Genomic DNA, 14,520 nt, shown 5'->3' with positions numbered 1-14,520 from the left:
ATCGAGGCAACTCGGCGTACAGCCGCAAAGCGCCCGGCCACGCCCCCCAAGCCAGCGCCCCGCCCCGACCCCGCGGGCGCGCCCGCTTGTCACCAGATACCCCGATCGGCGGTATCCCGCACCCGCATCTCAACCGGTCGAGGCAACTCGAGGTCGGCCCACAAGCGCGCGGCCACGCCGACCCAGCGGCACAGGGTCGACGCGCTAAGCCCCCGGCACGTCGGGCACGAACACCGGGCCGCCGACGAGGGAGCTGTCGGATGCCGTCACATCGATGGGCGGCTGGTCGGCTCGCCGTTCCGGGTGGTCGGCGACCGGGACGGCCTCTTCGGTCTCGAGGATCCGCGAAGCCGCGAGCTGCTCGGCGGCGAGCTCGGCGTAGAGGCCGCCCGCCGCGAGGAGCACGCTGTGCGTACCCGATTCGACGATCCGGCCCCCTTCGACGACGTGGATGACGTCGGCGCTGATCACGGTCGACAGCCGATGCGCGATCGAGAGCGTGGTGCGGCCGCGCGCGGCGGCATCCAGCGCCTCCTGCACGACGCGCTCCGAGACGGTGTCGAGCGCCGACGTCGCCTCGTCGAGCAGCAGCACGGGCGGGTCCTTCAGCAGGACGCGGGCAATGGCGATCCGCTGCTTCTCACCGCCCGACAGGCGGTAGCCGCGTTCGCCCACGATCGTGTCGTAGCCGTCCTCGAAGCTCTCGATCACGTGATGGATGTTCGCGGCCCGGCACGCGTCCTCGAGCTCGGCGTCGCTCGCATCGGGCTTGGCGTACCGCAGATTCTCGCGGATCGTGGCATGGAACAGGTACGTCTCCTGCGACACGATCCCGACGTTGTCGATGATCGACTCCTGGGTGAGGTCGCGGACGTCGGCGCCTGCGAACAGCACCGAACCGCCGGATGCCTCGTACATGCGGGGCGTCAGGTACAGGACGGTCGTCTTCCCGGCGCCGGAGGGTCCCACGAACGCGACATGCTGCCCCGGCTCGGCCGCGAACGTCACCCCGCTCAGCGTCGGACGGGTGTCGGGCGCGGCATCCGGATACCGGAAGACGACATCGCGGAACTCGATCCGGCTGATCGGGCCGGGAGCCCGCTGCACCGTGATAGCACCAGGGGCGTCGCGGATCGCGGGCACGAAGTCGAGGTACTCGAAGATGCGCGCGAACAGCGCCTCGGACGTCTGCAGATCGAGCGCCACGCGCATGAGGCCCATCAGCGGCATCAGCAGGCGCGCCTGGACCGTGGTGAACGCGACGATCGTCCCCGCGGTGATCCCGTCGGTGCCGCCCGCGATGAGGAACCCGGACACCAGGTAGATGACCGCCGGCACGCTCGCCATCAGCACCTGCACGACGGCGAAGAACCCCTGCCCGCTCATCGCCCGCCGCACCTGCAAGCGCACCTGGTTGCGGTTCTCGTCCTGGTAGCGCGCCGACTCGGTGCGCTGGCGGTTGAAGGACTTGGACAGCAGGATGCCTGAGACGCTCAGCGTCTCCTGGGTGATCGCAGTGAGCTCCGACAGCGACTCCTGCGTCTCGCCCGCGATGCGCGCGCGCACCTGGCCGACGCGCCGCTGCACCACGACCAGGAACGGCATCATGACGACGGCGATCAGCGTGAGGCGCCAGTCGATGAGGATCATCGCCACGAGTGAGGCGATCACCGTGACGAGGTTGCCGAGGATGCTCGTGACGGTGTTGGTGAGCACCCCGGAGACGCCGCCGACGTCGTTCTGCAGGCGGGACTGGATGACGCCCGTCTTCGTCCGGGTGAAGAAGCCGAGCTCCATCGCCTGCAGGTGCTCGAAAAGGCGCACGCGCAGGTCTCCGGTGACCTGGTTGCCGACGGTCGACGTCAGGTAGGTCTGCACCACCCCGAGGCCAGCGGACAGCAGGAACAGGGCGATCATGATGGTGACGAGCCGCCAGAGAAGCGGGATGTCGGGTGCCCCGCCGTCGACGGGGAACAGCGCGTCGTCGAAGATCCGCTGCACGATGAGCGCCGGGACCACCGCGATCGCGGCGCCCGCGACCACGAGGAACCCTGTGAAGAGGATCCGGCCCCAGTACGGACGGAACAGCGCGACCACACGGCCGCCGAGGTTGGGGATCTTCGGGGCTGCCGCGTTGAGCTTCTTCTGAGCCGCGATGTCGACTCCCCAGAACCCGGGGTGACCCCCGCCCGCGCCTCGGGCTCCCGCCCCTCGTCCTGCCGTGCTCATGCGCGCAAGCCTAATCAGCGCGGAGGACGTCGCGGCCGCCGCGGACGTCATCCCGGCTGCGCCGACGGTCAGCCGAGGTTCGTCACGAGGTTGATGACCGTGGCCAGGATGACGGCGCCGAACAGGTACGCGAGCAGCGTCTGGGCGAGCACGATCCGCCGCAGCTGGTTCGACCCGAGGTCGGTGTCAGCGACCTGGTAGGTCATTCCGAGCCCGAACGCGACATACGCGAAGTCGCTGTACATGGGGTCTTCGGACTGATGGAAGTCGATCCCGCCGACCGGATCCGCGTAGTAGACGGCGGCGATCCGCAGCATGTAGTCGAGCTGGATGAGCGCCCAGGATGAGGCGACGGCGATCACGGCGGTGGCCGCGAGGAGGTAGGCGATGAATTGGCCCGCCGTCTTGGTCTGGAGGAGGACGATCGCGACGGCGCCCAGACTGGCGACGCTGCCGATCACCGCGACGAGCCTGGCCGTGGCGCGGCCGGGATCCTCGGAGGTCGCGTGATCGCGGGTCGCCGCGGCATCCATCGGCCACACGATCGTCAGGATCCAGATGACGCTCGTGGCGCACACGGCGGCCCAGCCTGCGAGCACACCCGCCGCGAGCCCCAGGAACGTCGTGACCATCACCCCCGCGATCACCCCGACCACCAGTGCGACGATCCCCCGCATGAGGACTCGGTGATGGATGGGTGCCGTTGCCATATCCGAATGTTCGCACGCGATCGGGGAATGCGACGCCTGCGGGGCCGGTTACCGTCAGTGATTCCCGCTACCTCTCGCGCTCCGCGCGCGGGTCGGCGCCGCACGACGATGAGGAGACGACCGATGGCCGCCACCGATACGAATCCGGGCACCGACAGGGTTCGGATCGCGGCGAGCAGCGCCCCGATGCTCACGCGCGAGCAGAACCGGGTGATCTGGCTGCTGCTCTCCGCCGCCTTCGTGGCGATCCTCAACGAGACGACGATGGGCGTCGCTATCCCCCACCTCATGGTGGATCTCGGCATCACGGCCCTTCAGGCGCAGTGGCTCACCACGTCGTTCATGCTGACGATGGCGGTCGTCATCCCCATCACGGGCTTCCTGCTGCAGCGCTTCACCACGCGGGCCATGTTCGTGACGGCGATGAGCCTCTTCTCGGCGGGCACGCTGATCGCGATGCTGGCTCCCGGATTCCCGGTGCTGCTCGTTGCCCGGGTGGTCCAGGCCTCGGGCACGGCCATCATGATGCCTCTGCTGATGACGACCATCATGACGGTCGTGCCGCCGCAGTCCCGTGGGCGGATGATGGGGCGCGTCAGCGTCGTGATCTCGCTCGCTCCCGCCATCGGGCCCACCCTCTCGGGGTTCCTCCTCGACGCCGTGGGCTGGCGGTCGATCTTCGCCGTCGTGCTGCCGATCGCCCTGCTCGCGCTCGCGGCGGGCGCGCGGTGGATCCACAACCTCGGCGACACCACAAAGGCGCCGATCGACGTGCTGTCCGTGATCCTGTCGGCCCTCGGGTTCGGCGGGATCGTGTACGGGCTCAGCCAGATCGGCGGTGCCGCCGCGAGTACGTCGAATGCGGCCGAGGCGGCCGCGGGCGCGGCATCGACGGTCGCGCTCATCGTGTCTCTCTCGGTGGGCGTGGTCGCACTGGGACTCTTCGTCTGGCGCCAGCTGCGGCTGCAGAAGGTCGACGACGCCCTGCTCGATCTGCGGGTCTTCCGCTCCGCGAACTTCTCTCTCGCCATCGGGCAGATGGTGCTGCTCTCGATCGCCTTCTTCGGAGCCATCACCGTCATCCCGCTGTACATGCAGAACGTGCTCGAGGTCTCGGCCTTCGAGACCGGGCTCGTGGTGCTTCCGGGCGCGCTGGCGATGGGCTTCAGCGGACCGCTGATCGGTCGCATCTACGACCGCTGGGGCACGCGGGTCCTGCTCGTGCCGGGGTCGATCGTGGCCAGCGCCCTGCTGTGGGTGTTCACCGCGTTCGATGAGACGACTCCGGTGTGGGAGGTCGCCATTGCGCAGACCGTGCTGTGGCTCGGCCTCGCGATGTCGTTCACGCCGCTGTTCACTGCATCCCTGGCATCACTGGAGCGCCGCTTCTACTCCTACGGTTCCGCGGTGGTAGGAACCGTGCAGCAGGTCGCGGGCGCAGCGGGGATCGCGTTGCTGATCGCGATCTACTCGGCGGTGTCGGCAGATGCAGCCGCCGCCGGATCCTCGCAGGTCGCTGCGAACGCCGCGGGCGCTCACGCCGCGTTCGTCATCGCCGCCATCGTGTCGCTGCCACTCATCGTCGGCGCATTCTTCATCCGCAAGCCGGACGAAGGCGAGTACCCTCCGCCGCCGGCCCACTGAGTGTTCGCTGAGGGAACCGTCCTGCGCTCGGCGGGAGTGGCAGGCTGAACGGCGAGGGCCGGCGCGAATCGGCCGGCCGCAAGGAGGGCCGCATGATCGTTGTTCCACCCACCCTCGACGATGCCGAAGGCCATGTCGCCGACATGTACCAGTCAGACCTGCGCGACGTCGGATTCGTCTTCAGCCATACCCGCATGATGGCGATCAATCCCGAGGCCCATCAGGCGTTCGAGGCGCTGATCCGGGCGATCGTCCCGTCGATCGGCGTGCGCACGTACGAGCTCGCCACGCTCGCGGCCGCGCGCGCCATCCCGTCGCCGCACTGCCTGCTCGCGCACGGCCGCAAGACGCTGCGAGCCGACGCTCTCACCGCGGAGCAGCTCGAGAGAGTCGCGCGAGACTACGAGACCGCGGGCCTCGCCGACGCCGATGTCGCCGTGATGCGGTTCGCCGAGAGGCTGTCGTCGGATGCCGGAAGCATGACCGAGGCGGATTCGCAGTCGCTTCGCGACCACGGCTTCACCGATCGCCAGATCGTCGACATCGCACTCGCTGCCGGGGCGCGCAATTACTTCAGCCGAACCCTGCAGGCGCTTGCGGTGCCGGTCGAGGATGTGCCCGGGCTCAGCGCCGAGCTGGCGGCGGCACTGCTGGCACCCGTGACGGACTGAGTCGGCAGGAGCTTCAGTCGATCGCGCAGGACGAGCCGCCGCAGCAGGATCCGGCGGACTCGATCACCGTGAGCAGCACCTTGGCGTCGCTGATCGGCTGGAGGGTCGGGGTCGGGGTCGGCAGCGGCGAAGTCGTCATCTCCCCATGCTAACCGGCCTCCAGCAGCACGCCGTCCGTCTGGCACGTCGGGCAGTACTGCGCGGCGGCACCCGAGAACGAGTACTCGTGGATCGTTCCGCCGCATCTCCAGCACGTCTGGCCGGTGCGACGGTGGACGCGCAGCGCGGCGATCTTCGACGCCCGCAGCTCGGCGGGAGGCACGCCCCGCCGCGCTTCGGTCGCGCCCAGCAGCACGGCGCGGGTCTCGCGGTACAGGCGCGACACCTGCTCCCCCGAGAGGAGCGCGGCATGAACGACCGGCGAGATCTGCGCGGCGTGCAGGATCTCATCCGAGTACGCGTTGCCGATGCCCGCCAGCGCCGTCTGATCCTGCAGCAGGGCCTTGATCTGCTTGCGGCGGCCGGCGACGATCTCGGCGAACTCCGCCTCCGTGAACCCGGGCGCCGTCGGATCGGGTCCGAGCTTCGCGACGGCGGGAACATCGGACGGCGTCCGCACGAGATGGATCGTGAGCGCCTTCCACTGGCCGGCATCCGTCAGATCGAATCCGGGGCCGGCGGCGACGTCGCCCGAAAGGCGCAGGCGCGCCACCAGCGTGGCCTCGCCGGCGCGCTTCAGGTCGTCGGGTGCCGAGTCGTGCCACAGCACCCAGCCGTCGTGACCGAAGTGCACGATCACATGCCGGATGCCGTCCTCGGGCGATTCGACCGCGATGTCGAGCATCTTGGCGATGCGGCTGACCTCGGCGACGCGCGCGGCGACCAGCATGCCGATCGGCGGCGTCGCCGTCTTCAACGCCTTCGGTAGGAGCACGTCGACGGTGCGGATCGTGCGACCCGCCGCGTGCGCGTTGAGGAAGTTCGCGAGCTCCTGCACCTCTGGGGACTCGGGCATGCGCCCATGATTCCACGAACCGCCCATGCCGTAGCCTGCCAGGGTGGCCGACGACCCCTCCACCCGGATCGCGCGTCTGATCGTGTGCGACGCCGACGGTGCGCCGCTCGGCACGACACCGGATTTCGCGGTGGCCTCACCGTACTGGGGGCACGTCGAGCCGCTCGTGGCCGCCGCCCGCGACGACCTCGGCCTCTCGATCGTGGTGCTGCGACTGCTCACCGTCGAGCGCGGCGCCGGCGGCGAACCCGATCGGACCACCTACCTCGCGGAGCACTCCGGCCTGGACCCCGCCCTCACCCCGGTCTCCCCCAGCCTCCTCGACGAGGCACTGCGGCCGCGGCGGTTCCGGATGCCGTGGGCACGCCCCGGCGGACCTGCGGCGCACTTCGCCTGGGCGGAGGAGCAGCTGGCGGCGCGCGGCATCCGCCGCACTGCACCGCCGATCCAGGTCCGCACGTGGAACCTCTCGAGCATCTGGAGGGTCCCCACGACAGCGGGGACGGTCTGGCTGAAGGCGGTGCCGCCGTTTTTCGCGCACGAAGGTCGCGTGCTCGAGCGCGTCGCCGGATATGCCGTGCCGCAGCTGCTGGGGCACGGCGACGGGGTCGTGCTGCTGGCGGATGTCGCGGGCGACGATCTTTACGCTCCCGCTGCCGATCGCGCGCTGGCGATGGTCGACGCGCTCATCTCGATCCAACGGGGACCCGGCGCCGACGTCGACGCCCTGCGGGGGCTCGGCCTGCCTGACTGGCGGCTTCCGTCACTCGCCGCGCCCGCGCACCATGTGCTGCGCCTGCGCGCGCGCGACCTCGATGCGCAGGAACGGCGATCGCTCGAGAAGCTCATCGACGGGCTCGACGGTCGCCTGCGCGACCTGGCGGCGTGCGGCATCCCCGACACCCTCGTGCACGGGGACTTCCACCCGGGCAACACGCGGGGCACGGCCGTCGACCTGACGATCCTCGACTGGGGCGACAGCGGTGTGGGGCATCCGCTTCTCGACATGGCGGCGTTCACGGAACGGATGCCGCCCGCGCAGCGGGCCGCAGTCGAGGCGCACTGGATCCAGAGCTGGGAGCGCGAGGTGCCCGGCTCGGACGCCGGGCACGCGGCATCCCTCGTCTCCCCGGTCGGCGCCCTGCGACAGGCGGTGATCTACCGCCACTTCCTCGACCACATCGAGCCCGACGAGCGGATCTACCACGAGACGGACGATCTGCTCTGGCTGCGACGCACCGCGGCGCTGCTGCCCGGGTGATCGATGCCGCTCCGGCGACGGGTCAGTTCACCGCGGACGTGAGGCGCGCGATGCCGTCGAGGAAGGTCGCCTTCGCAGGTTCGCGGCGCCATTCCTCGAGGGTGAGCTGACGGCCGGCGTCCCGGTAACCCTGCTCGACCTCGCGCATGGCCGCGACGAACGATTCGCCGAGGACCATGAGCGAGACCTCCATGTTGAGGCTGAACGACCGGATGTCCATGTTGCTGGATCCGATCACGGCGATCCGGTCGTCGATCGAGAAGTGCTTCGAGTGCAGGATGAACGGCGCCGGATAGAGGAAGATCTTCACGCCGGCGTCGAGGAGGTCGTCGTAGTAGGACCGCTGCGCGTGATACACCAGTCCCTGGTCGCCGATCTCGGACACGAACAGCTGCACCTCGAGGCCTCGCTGGCACGCGGTGGTGATCGCGTAGACCATCGCCTCGTCGGGCACGAAGTAGGGGCTCGTCAAGATGACCTTCTCCGTCGCGCCGTAGATGAGCGAGAGGAACAGCCGCAGGTTGTTCTCGGTCTGGTAGCCGGGACCCGAGGGCACCACCTGGCAGACGACGGCATCCGGACCGGAGTACGCAGTGAGCTCCGCGACGGGCACGTGCTCGGTGCCGATGAGGTTCTCGCCCGTCTCGATCAGCCAGTCCGAGAGGAACACCGCATTCACGGATGCCACGACCGGCCCGGTGAGCCGGGTGACGAGCTCCTGCCACTTCAGGCCGCGCTTGATGTTCTTCTCGGAGTTGTACGTGCGGTCGATGAGGTTCTGCGACCCCATGAACGCCACTCGACCATCGACGACGACGATCTTGCGGTGGTTGCGCAGGTCCGGGCGCTGGTACTTGCTCTTGAACGGCATGACGGGCAGCATCCATTCCCACTTCACCCCGATCCGGTCGAGCTCGGCGAACGTCTCCTTGGAATGGGCCATCTTGCGCGACGAGATGTGGTCGGCGAGCAGTCTCACACTCACCCCACGGGCGACCGCACGCTCCATCGCGGAGAAGAACCCGCGCGTGGTGTCATCCCACGAAACGATGAAGAACTCGACATGGACCCAGCTCCGTGCGGTGTCGATCTCGGTCGCCATCGCGTCGATCGAGGCCTGATAGTCGCCGTACAGCCTCGCACCGTTCCCGCCCACTGCGGGCAGGGCGGTGAGGTCCTCGTTCTGCTGCGCCACCCGCTGGAACCATCGGGGCCAGGTCGACTCGTCGGCCACGACGTCGCTCGTCGCGCCGACGCGCTCCTTGATCAGCGCGTCGATCCGCGCCTGCTCATCGCGCCGTTTCTTCGGCAGCCGGAAGTTGCCGATCAGCAGGAACAGCACGATGCCGATGAACGGGATCAGGAAGATCGCCAGCAGCCACGCCATGGCCGCAGTGGGCTTGCGATGGCGCGGTATGAAGATCAGGGCGAGGACCTTGATCGTGAGGTCCGCGAGGAAGGCGATGATCCAGATCAGGTTGGCGAGGAGTGAACCGTCCATAGTGCGGTCAGGCTATCGGCATCCGCGCTCTGCCGTCCGTTTCGCGCGCGAACGGGTTCGAGCGCCGGACGCTACTCGGCGATCAGGCGCAGCGTGACTGCCCAGACTCCGGGGCCGACGACCGGGCCGACCATGAGCGGACCGTACTTGTCGTACTTGCGGTGGTATTCGATGTCGAGCCGTTGCTGCGTCGCTGCATCGACGACGCGATCGAAGGTGACCCGCCGCTGCGCTCCGGCGGCGCGGATCCATCCGTGACCGCTCGTCACCGCGCGACGGAACCATCCGTTGGTGGCTCCGTGAGCGGATCGCACGTAGATGTGGTCTCCGTCGCGGACGCCCCAGATGGTCACGAACGGGCGCATCGTGCCGTTGAAGCGGCGGGAGCTGATCTGCAGCTGGTCGGCCCCGCCGATCGTGTCCAGCTCGCGCACTGTGAAGCTCGCCATGGCTTCTCCTCTCGGTATATTGCGACCAGTCAACCGTGCCTCGCCCTTCGGCCGCGAGGTCCGGGCGGTACCTGCAACGGGGCGCTTCGCGGAATGCCGGCACTGCGCGGATGCCGAATCGTCCGTGCAGCGGTCATTCCCATCCTGGCCCCCGCCCCCGGGTGGAGGATCGAGGTGAGCGAAGGGATTCCACAATGAGCTTCACGGCACGCAACGGCACGTACGGAGCCCGCCAGCCCCGGGCAACCCCGATGGCACGTTGGTTCACCACTCGCATGGTGAACCGGCTCAGTCGCCGAGGCGGCAAGTTCATGGGCATGGACGCCCTCGTTCTCGAGACCCTCGGCAAGAAGAGTGGTGAGCAGCGCCAGACACCGGTCGCGTGGTTTCCGGCTTCCGGTGGCGGGTGGATCATCGTCGCGTCGGCCGCGGGAGGGCCGCGCAACCCGTCCTGGTATTACAACATCGCGGCCCACCCGGATGCCGTCCATGTGAAGCTCGCCGGCAGGACGACAGCCGTCGAGCCCGTGGAACTGCATGGCGACGATCGAGCGGAGGCCTGGGCGCGGATCGTCTCCATCGCGCCTCGGTTCGCCAAGTACGAGACCGTCACGGACCGCGAGGTGCCCGTGATCAGGCTGACGCCGAAACCCGACGCGGCATAGCCGCGCCACCGGTGCCGTCCGCCTGTGCTGGCGGGGCTGACGGAGACGATGGGTTCGTCGATCTGCGAGTTCTTCCGCCCCGACCGGGCGGAGCTCGCCCGCTGAGCGCGGCGGGTGCGCGACGTTAGGATCCGTCGCCCGTCCGTATGGATTCCGTGAGGATGCCGCGCTCGGCCCTGCAGCGCGTGTTGCATCGGACTCGTGCCCGACGACGGGCACCCGCGCGGCTGTCGCGCGGACCGCCCCGGCCTCGCCGGGATCCCGACGGGAGTTCCTGTGCTCGATGTGATCTACCTGGCGGCGACGCTCGCGCTCTTCGCGCTCGTCGGCCTCGCGAAGGGGGTCGAGAGACTGTGATCGTCTTCGGCTGGATCGCCGCTGCGCTCGCGCTGGCGGCCATCGTCTACCTCGTTTTCGCCCTGGTGAAGCCGGAGCGCTTCTGATGAGCGGCGTCACTTCCGAGGCGGTCTGGTTCGGCATCCTCCAGCTCGCCACGCTGGTGCTGATCCTCGCCCTGCTCTACCGGCCCCTCGGCGACTACATCGCTTACGTCTACCAGAGCCGCAGAGACCTGCGGTTCGAGCGCGGCATCTATCGCGTGATCGGCGTGGATCCGGCATCCGCTCAGACCTGGCAGGCGTACCTGCGCGGTGTGCTGGTCTTCTCGGCCATGGGCGTCGTCTTCGTCTACCTGCTCCAGCGCCTGCAGGCGGTGCTGCCGTACTCGCTCGGGCTGCCGCCGGTGCCCGAAGGGCTCGCGTTCAACACCGCCGTCTCGTTCGTGACGAACACGAACTGGCAGTCCTACTCGCCCGAGCTGACGCTCGGGTACACGGTTCAGCTCGCCGGACTCGCGGTGCAGAACTTCGTTTCCGCCGCCGTCGGAATCGCGGTGGCCATCGCACTCGTCCGCGGCTTCGCGGCTCGGCGCAGCGACACCCTCGGAAACTTCTGGGTCGACCTCGTGCGCGGCACGTTCCGGCTTCTCCTGCCCCTGTCGATCATCGCCGCGGTCGCGCTGCTGGCGGCCGGCGTCATCCAGAACTTCAACGGATTCACCGACGTGCATGCGCTCGCCGGCGGAACGCAGGTGCTGCCGGGCGGACCGGTCGCCTCGCAGGAGGCGATCAAGGAGCTCGGCACCAACGGCGGCGGCTTCTTCAACGCCAACTCGGCCCACCCTTTCGAGAACCCGACGCCGTGGTCGAGCATGCTCGAGATCCTTCTGCTGCTTGCGATCCCGTTCGCCCTGCCCCGCGCGTTCGGCAGGATCGTCGGCGACAACCGGCAGGGGTACGCGATCCTCGCCGTGATGGCGGCGATCTTCCTCGTCAGCATCACCGTGCTCTCCGTCCTCGAGGCGTTCGGACAGGGCACGGCCGTGCAGCTGGCCGGCGGCGCCATGGAAGGCAAGGAGCAGCGCTTCGGCATCTTCGGCTCGACCCTGTTCGCCGGAGCCACGACGCTCACGTCGACCGGGGCGGTGAACGCCATGCACGATTCGTTCACGGCCCTGGGCGGGATGCTGCCGATGATCAACATGATGCTCGGCGAGGTCGCCCCCGGCGGCACCGGATCGGGTCTGTACGGGATGCTGGTGCTCGCGGTGATCGCCGTGTTCGTCGGCGGCCTGCTCGTCGGCCGCACTCCCGAGTATCTGGGCAAGAAGATCGGGCCACGCGAGATCAAGCTCGCGAGCCTTTACATCTTGGTGACGCCCCTTCTCGTCCTGACCGGGACGGCCCTGAGCTTCGCCCTGCCGGGCGTGCGAGACGACGTCGAATCGGTGTCGATCTTGAACCCCGGAGTCCACGGTCTGAGCGAAGTGCTCTACGCCTTCACGTCCGCGGCGAACAACAACGGGTCGGCGTTCGCGGGGCTCACCGCGAACACGCCGTGGCTCAACTCCGCACTCGGGGTCGCCATGCTGCTCGGCCGGTTCGTGCCGATCGTGCTGGTGCTGGCCCTGGCGGGCTCGCTCGCGAAACAGGATCGCGTCCCCACGACCGCGGGCACCCTGCCGACCTACACGCCGCAGTTCGCAGGGCTGCTCGGCGGGGTCGCGATCGTCGTCACCGCACTCACCTACTTTCCAGTACTCACGCTGGGTCCCCTGGCGGAAGGGCTCGTCTGAACCATGAACATCTCCACTCACGACGTTTCGTCTCGGTCGCCTCGCTCCCACGCTCAACGACCGGAACCGGCGCCCTGGTCGTTGAGCGAGCGAAGCGAGACGAAACGCCCCCGAGGTGCATTCACCTGGGCGCAGCTCGTCCAGGCGCTGCCCGGAGCCCTGCGCAAGCTCAACCCGGCCGCCCTGTGGCGCAACCCGGTCATGTTCCTGGTGTGGATCGGCGCGGCCCTCACCACCGCGATCGCGATCTTCGAACCGCTGACGGGCGGGCCGGGTGCATCGGGCGGCAGCGCCGTGCCCATCGGCTTCACGGCGGGCATCGCCGTGTGGCTCTGGCTCACCGTGCTGTTCGCGAACCTCGCCGAGTCCGTCGCCGAGGGGCGCGGCAAGGCGCAGGCCGCGAGCCTGCGCAAGACCCGCACCAGCACCATGGCGCATCGCGTCGATCGCTATGACGGATCGGCCGACGCCGACGCCGAGCACGCCGCGATCACCGAGATCGCGTCATCCGAGCTGGGATTCGACGACGTCGTGATCGTCGCCGCGGGCGAGCTGATCCCCGGCGACGGCGACATCGTGCACGGCATCGCCACGGTCGACGAGTCGGCCATCACCGGCGAGTCGGCGCCCGTCATCCGCGAATCCGGAGGCGACCGCAGTGCCGTGACCGGTGGGACGCGGGTGCTGTCGGACCGGATCGTCGTGCGCATCACGTCGAAGCCGGGCGAGACGTTCGTCGACCGCATGATCGCGCTCGTCGAGGGAGCGAGCCGTCAGAAGACCCCGAACGAGATCGCGCTGAACATCCTGCTCGCGAGCCTGTCGATCGTCTTCGTGATCGTCGTGCTCACCCTCAACCCGATGGCGTCCTATGCCGCGTCCCCCGTGAGCATCACGGTGCTCGTGGCGCTGCTCGTCTGCCTCATCCCCACCACGATCGGCGCTCTGCTGTCGGCCATCGGCATCGCGGGGATGGATCGGCTCGTGCAGCGCAACGTCCTCGCGATGTCCGGGCGCGCGGTCGAAGCCGCGGGCGACGTCACGACGCTCCTCCTCGACAAGACCGGGACGATCACCTACGGCAACCGCCGGGCGAGCGCGTTCATCGCGATGCCGGGGGTCGCCGAGGACGAGCTCGCACGCGCCGCCGCACTGTCGTCGCTGGCCGATCCCACACCCGAGGGCACCTCGGTGGTCGAGCTGGCCGCGGAAGGCGGCATCCGGATCGCCCAGCCCGCCGGCGCGATCGTCGTGCCGTTCACGGCGCAGACCCGGATGAGCGGGCTCGATCTCGCGGACGGTTCGCGGATCCGCAAGGGCGCCGGCTCGGCCGTGGTCGCGTGGCTGGACGAGGAGGGCGAAGTCCACCCCGACGTGCGCGCACGGCTGACACGCGAGACAGGCGCGATCGGGCAGTCCGGCGGAACTCCCCTCGTCGTCGCGACCCGGAGCGCACACGGCGCGTCGACAGGCGAGCCGACCGGACGGGTGCTGGGCGTCATCCACCTGAAGGACATCGTCAAGGACGGCCTGCGCGACCGCTTCGAAGAGCTGCGTCGAATGGGCATCCGCACCGTCATGATCACGGGTGACAACCCGCTGACGGCGAAGGCGATCGCCGCCGAGGCGGGGGTGGACGACTTCCTCGCCGAGGCGACACCCGAGGACAAGCTCGCACTCATCCGGCGCGAGCAGGAGGGCGGCAACCTCGTCGCGATGACCGGGGACGGCACGAACGACGCACCCGCCCTCGCTCAGGCGGATGTCGGCGTCGCGATGAACACCGGCACCTCGGCCGCCAAGGAGGCGGGCAACATGGTCGACCTCGACTCCGACCCCACCAAGCTGATCGACGTCGTGCGCATCGGCAAGCAGCTGCTGATCACGCGCGGAGCCCTCACGACCTTCTCGCTGGCGAACGACATCGCCAAGTACTTCGCGATCATCCCGGCGATGTTCATGGGGGTGTTCCCGGGGCTCGCGGTGCTCAACGTGATGGGGCTGCACTCGCCGGCATCCGCCGTCATGAGCGCGATCATCTTCAACGCGATCGTGATCGTCGTGCTCATCCCGCTCGCGCTGCGTGGCGTCAAGTACCGGCCCGCCAACGCCTCGCGCATCCTCAGCCGCAACCTGCTGATCTACGGCATCGGCGGCATCATCGCCCCGTTCGTCGGCATCTGGCTCATCGACCTCGTCGTGCGCCTCATCCCCGGCTTCTGAGCTCAGAAGGAGAACCCT

General features: G+C 68.9%; 14 protein-coding genes. 8 read left to right on the top strand and 6 right to left on the bottom strand.

The annotated features are described in order from the left end of the window. Window positions 1-204: 204 nt before the first annotated feature. Together ABD212_RS10730 and ABD212_RS10725 are read right to left on the bottom strand one after the other, a co-directional pair. Window positions 205-2,229 carry an ABC transporter ATP-binding protein gene (locus tag ABD212_RS10730; protein WP_344094373.1) on the bottom strand — a complete coding sequence of 675 codons (2,025 nt, stop codon included), beginning with the start codon at window positions 2,227-2,229 and terminating at the stop codon, window positions 205-207. A gap of 68 nt (window positions 2,230-2,297) precedes the next feature. Next, entirely contained in the window at window positions 2,298-2,939 is a 642-nt protein-coding gene (locus tag ABD212_RS10725) for a DUF1345 domain-containing protein (protein WP_344094370.1), read from the bottom strand. A 123-nt stretch (window positions 2,940-3,062) separates the two neighbouring features. Between ABD212_RS10725 and ABD212_RS10720 the strand changes: the two genes are divergently transcribed. Together ABD212_RS10720 and ABD212_RS10715 are read left to right on the top strand one after the other, a co-directional pair. Beyond that, the gene (locus ABD212_RS10720; protein ID WP_344094367.1) at window positions 3,063-4,583 is read left to right on the top strand and encodes an MDR family MFS transporter; all 1,521 of its coding nucleotides are present in this window, start codon (window positions 3,063-3,065) and stop codon (window positions 4,581-4,583) included. Window positions 4,584-4,675: 92 nt separating this feature from the next. After that, window positions 4,676-5,254: a carboxymuconolactone decarboxylase family protein gene (locus tag ABD212_RS10715; RefSeq protein WP_344094365.1), complete on the top strand. Its 579-nt coding sequence runs from the start codon at window positions 4,676-4,678 to the stop codon at window positions 5,252-5,254. Between the two features lie 13 nt (window positions 5,255-5,267). Here ABD212_RS10715 and ABD212_RS10710 read toward each other — a convergent pair whose 3' ends face one another. Beyond that, complete coding sequence (locus ABD212_RS10710; protein ID WP_344094363.1) at window positions 5,268-5,393, bottom strand: hypothetical protein; 126 nt, start codon at window positions 5,391-5,393, stop codon at window positions 5,268-5,270. A 9-nt stretch (window positions 5,394-5,402) separates the two neighbouring features. Further along, complete coding sequence (locus ABD212_RS10705; protein WP_344094360.1) at window positions 5,403-6,269, bottom strand: DNA-formamidopyrimidine glycosylase family protein; 867 nt, start codon at window positions 6,267-6,269, stop codon at window positions 5,403-5,405. Window positions 6,270-6,312: 43 nt separating this feature from the next. Between ABD212_RS10705 and ABD212_RS10700 the strand changes: the two genes are divergently transcribed. Then, complete coding sequence (locus tag ABD212_RS10700) at window positions 6,313-7,530, top strand: aminoglycoside phosphotransferase family protein (RefSeq protein WP_344094357.1); 1,218 nt, start codon at window positions 6,313-6,315, stop codon at window positions 7,528-7,530. A 22-nt stretch (window positions 7,531-7,552) separates the two neighbouring features. On the opposite strand, the gene cls is transcribed toward ABD212_RS10700, so the two are convergent. Next, window positions 7,553-9,031, bottom strand: coding sequence for a cardiolipin synthase (cls, locus tag ABD212_RS10695; RefSeq protein WP_344094355.1), 1,479 nt, complete (start codon window positions 9,029-9,031; stop codon window positions 7,553-7,555). Between the two features lie 71 nt (window positions 9,032-9,102). Further along, the gene (locus ABD212_RS10690; RefSeq protein ID WP_344094352.1) at window positions 9,103-9,480 is read right to left on the bottom strand and encodes a DUF2255 family protein; all 378 of its coding nucleotides are present in this window, start codon (window positions 9,478-9,480) and stop codon (window positions 9,103-9,105) included. A 194-nt stretch (window positions 9,481-9,674) separates the two neighbouring features. Here ABD212_RS10690 and ABD212_RS10685 point away from each other — a divergent pair, with 194 nt between their 5' ends. The 5 genes from ABD212_RS10685 to kdpB all read left to right on the top strand — a co-directional run bounded on the left by ABD212_RS10685 (window position 9,675) and on the right by kdpB (window position 14,502). Then, window positions 9,675-10,145, top strand: a complete 471-nt coding sequence (locus tag ABD212_RS10685) for a nitroreductase family deazaflavin-dependent oxidoreductase (protein WP_344094349.1) — start codon at window positions 9,675-9,677, stop codon at window positions 10,143-10,145. 201 nt (window positions 10,146-10,346) lie between these two features. Beyond that, window positions 10,347-10,502: a hypothetical protein gene (locus ABD212_RS10680; protein ID WP_344094347.1), complete on the top strand. Its 156-nt coding sequence runs from the start codon at window positions 10,347-10,349 to the stop codon at window positions 10,500-10,502. After that, entirely contained in the window at window positions 10,499-10,588 is a 90-nt protein-coding gene (locus ABD212_RS10675) for a potassium-transporting ATPase subunit F (protein ID WP_344094344.1), read from the top strand. The genes ABD212_RS10680 and ABD212_RS10675 overlap by 4 nt, the downstream gene beginning before the upstream one ends. Next, window positions 10,588-12,279, top strand: a complete 1,692-nt coding sequence (kdpA, locus tag ABD212_RS10670; protein ID WP_344094342.1) for a potassium-transporting ATPase subunit KdpA — start codon at window positions 10,588-10,590, stop codon at window positions 12,277-12,279. The genes ABD212_RS10675 and kdpA overlap by 1 nt, the downstream gene beginning before the upstream one ends. Before the next feature lie 3 nt (window positions 12,280-12,282). Beyond that, complete coding sequence (gene kdpB, locus ABD212_RS10665; RefSeq protein WP_344094340.1) at window positions 12,283-14,502, top strand: potassium-transporting ATPase subunit KdpB; 2,220 nt, start codon at window positions 12,283-12,285, stop codon at window positions 14,500-14,502. Window positions 14,503-14,520: the final 18 nt, after the last annotated feature.

This window comes from Microbacterium deminutum (genome assembly GCF_039530205.1).
Classification (GTDB): domain Bacteria; phylum Actinomycetota; class Actinomycetes; order Actinomycetales; family Microbacteriaceae; genus Microbacterium; species Microbacterium deminutum.
This window is presented reverse-complemented; position numbering and strand designations above follow the sequence as displayed.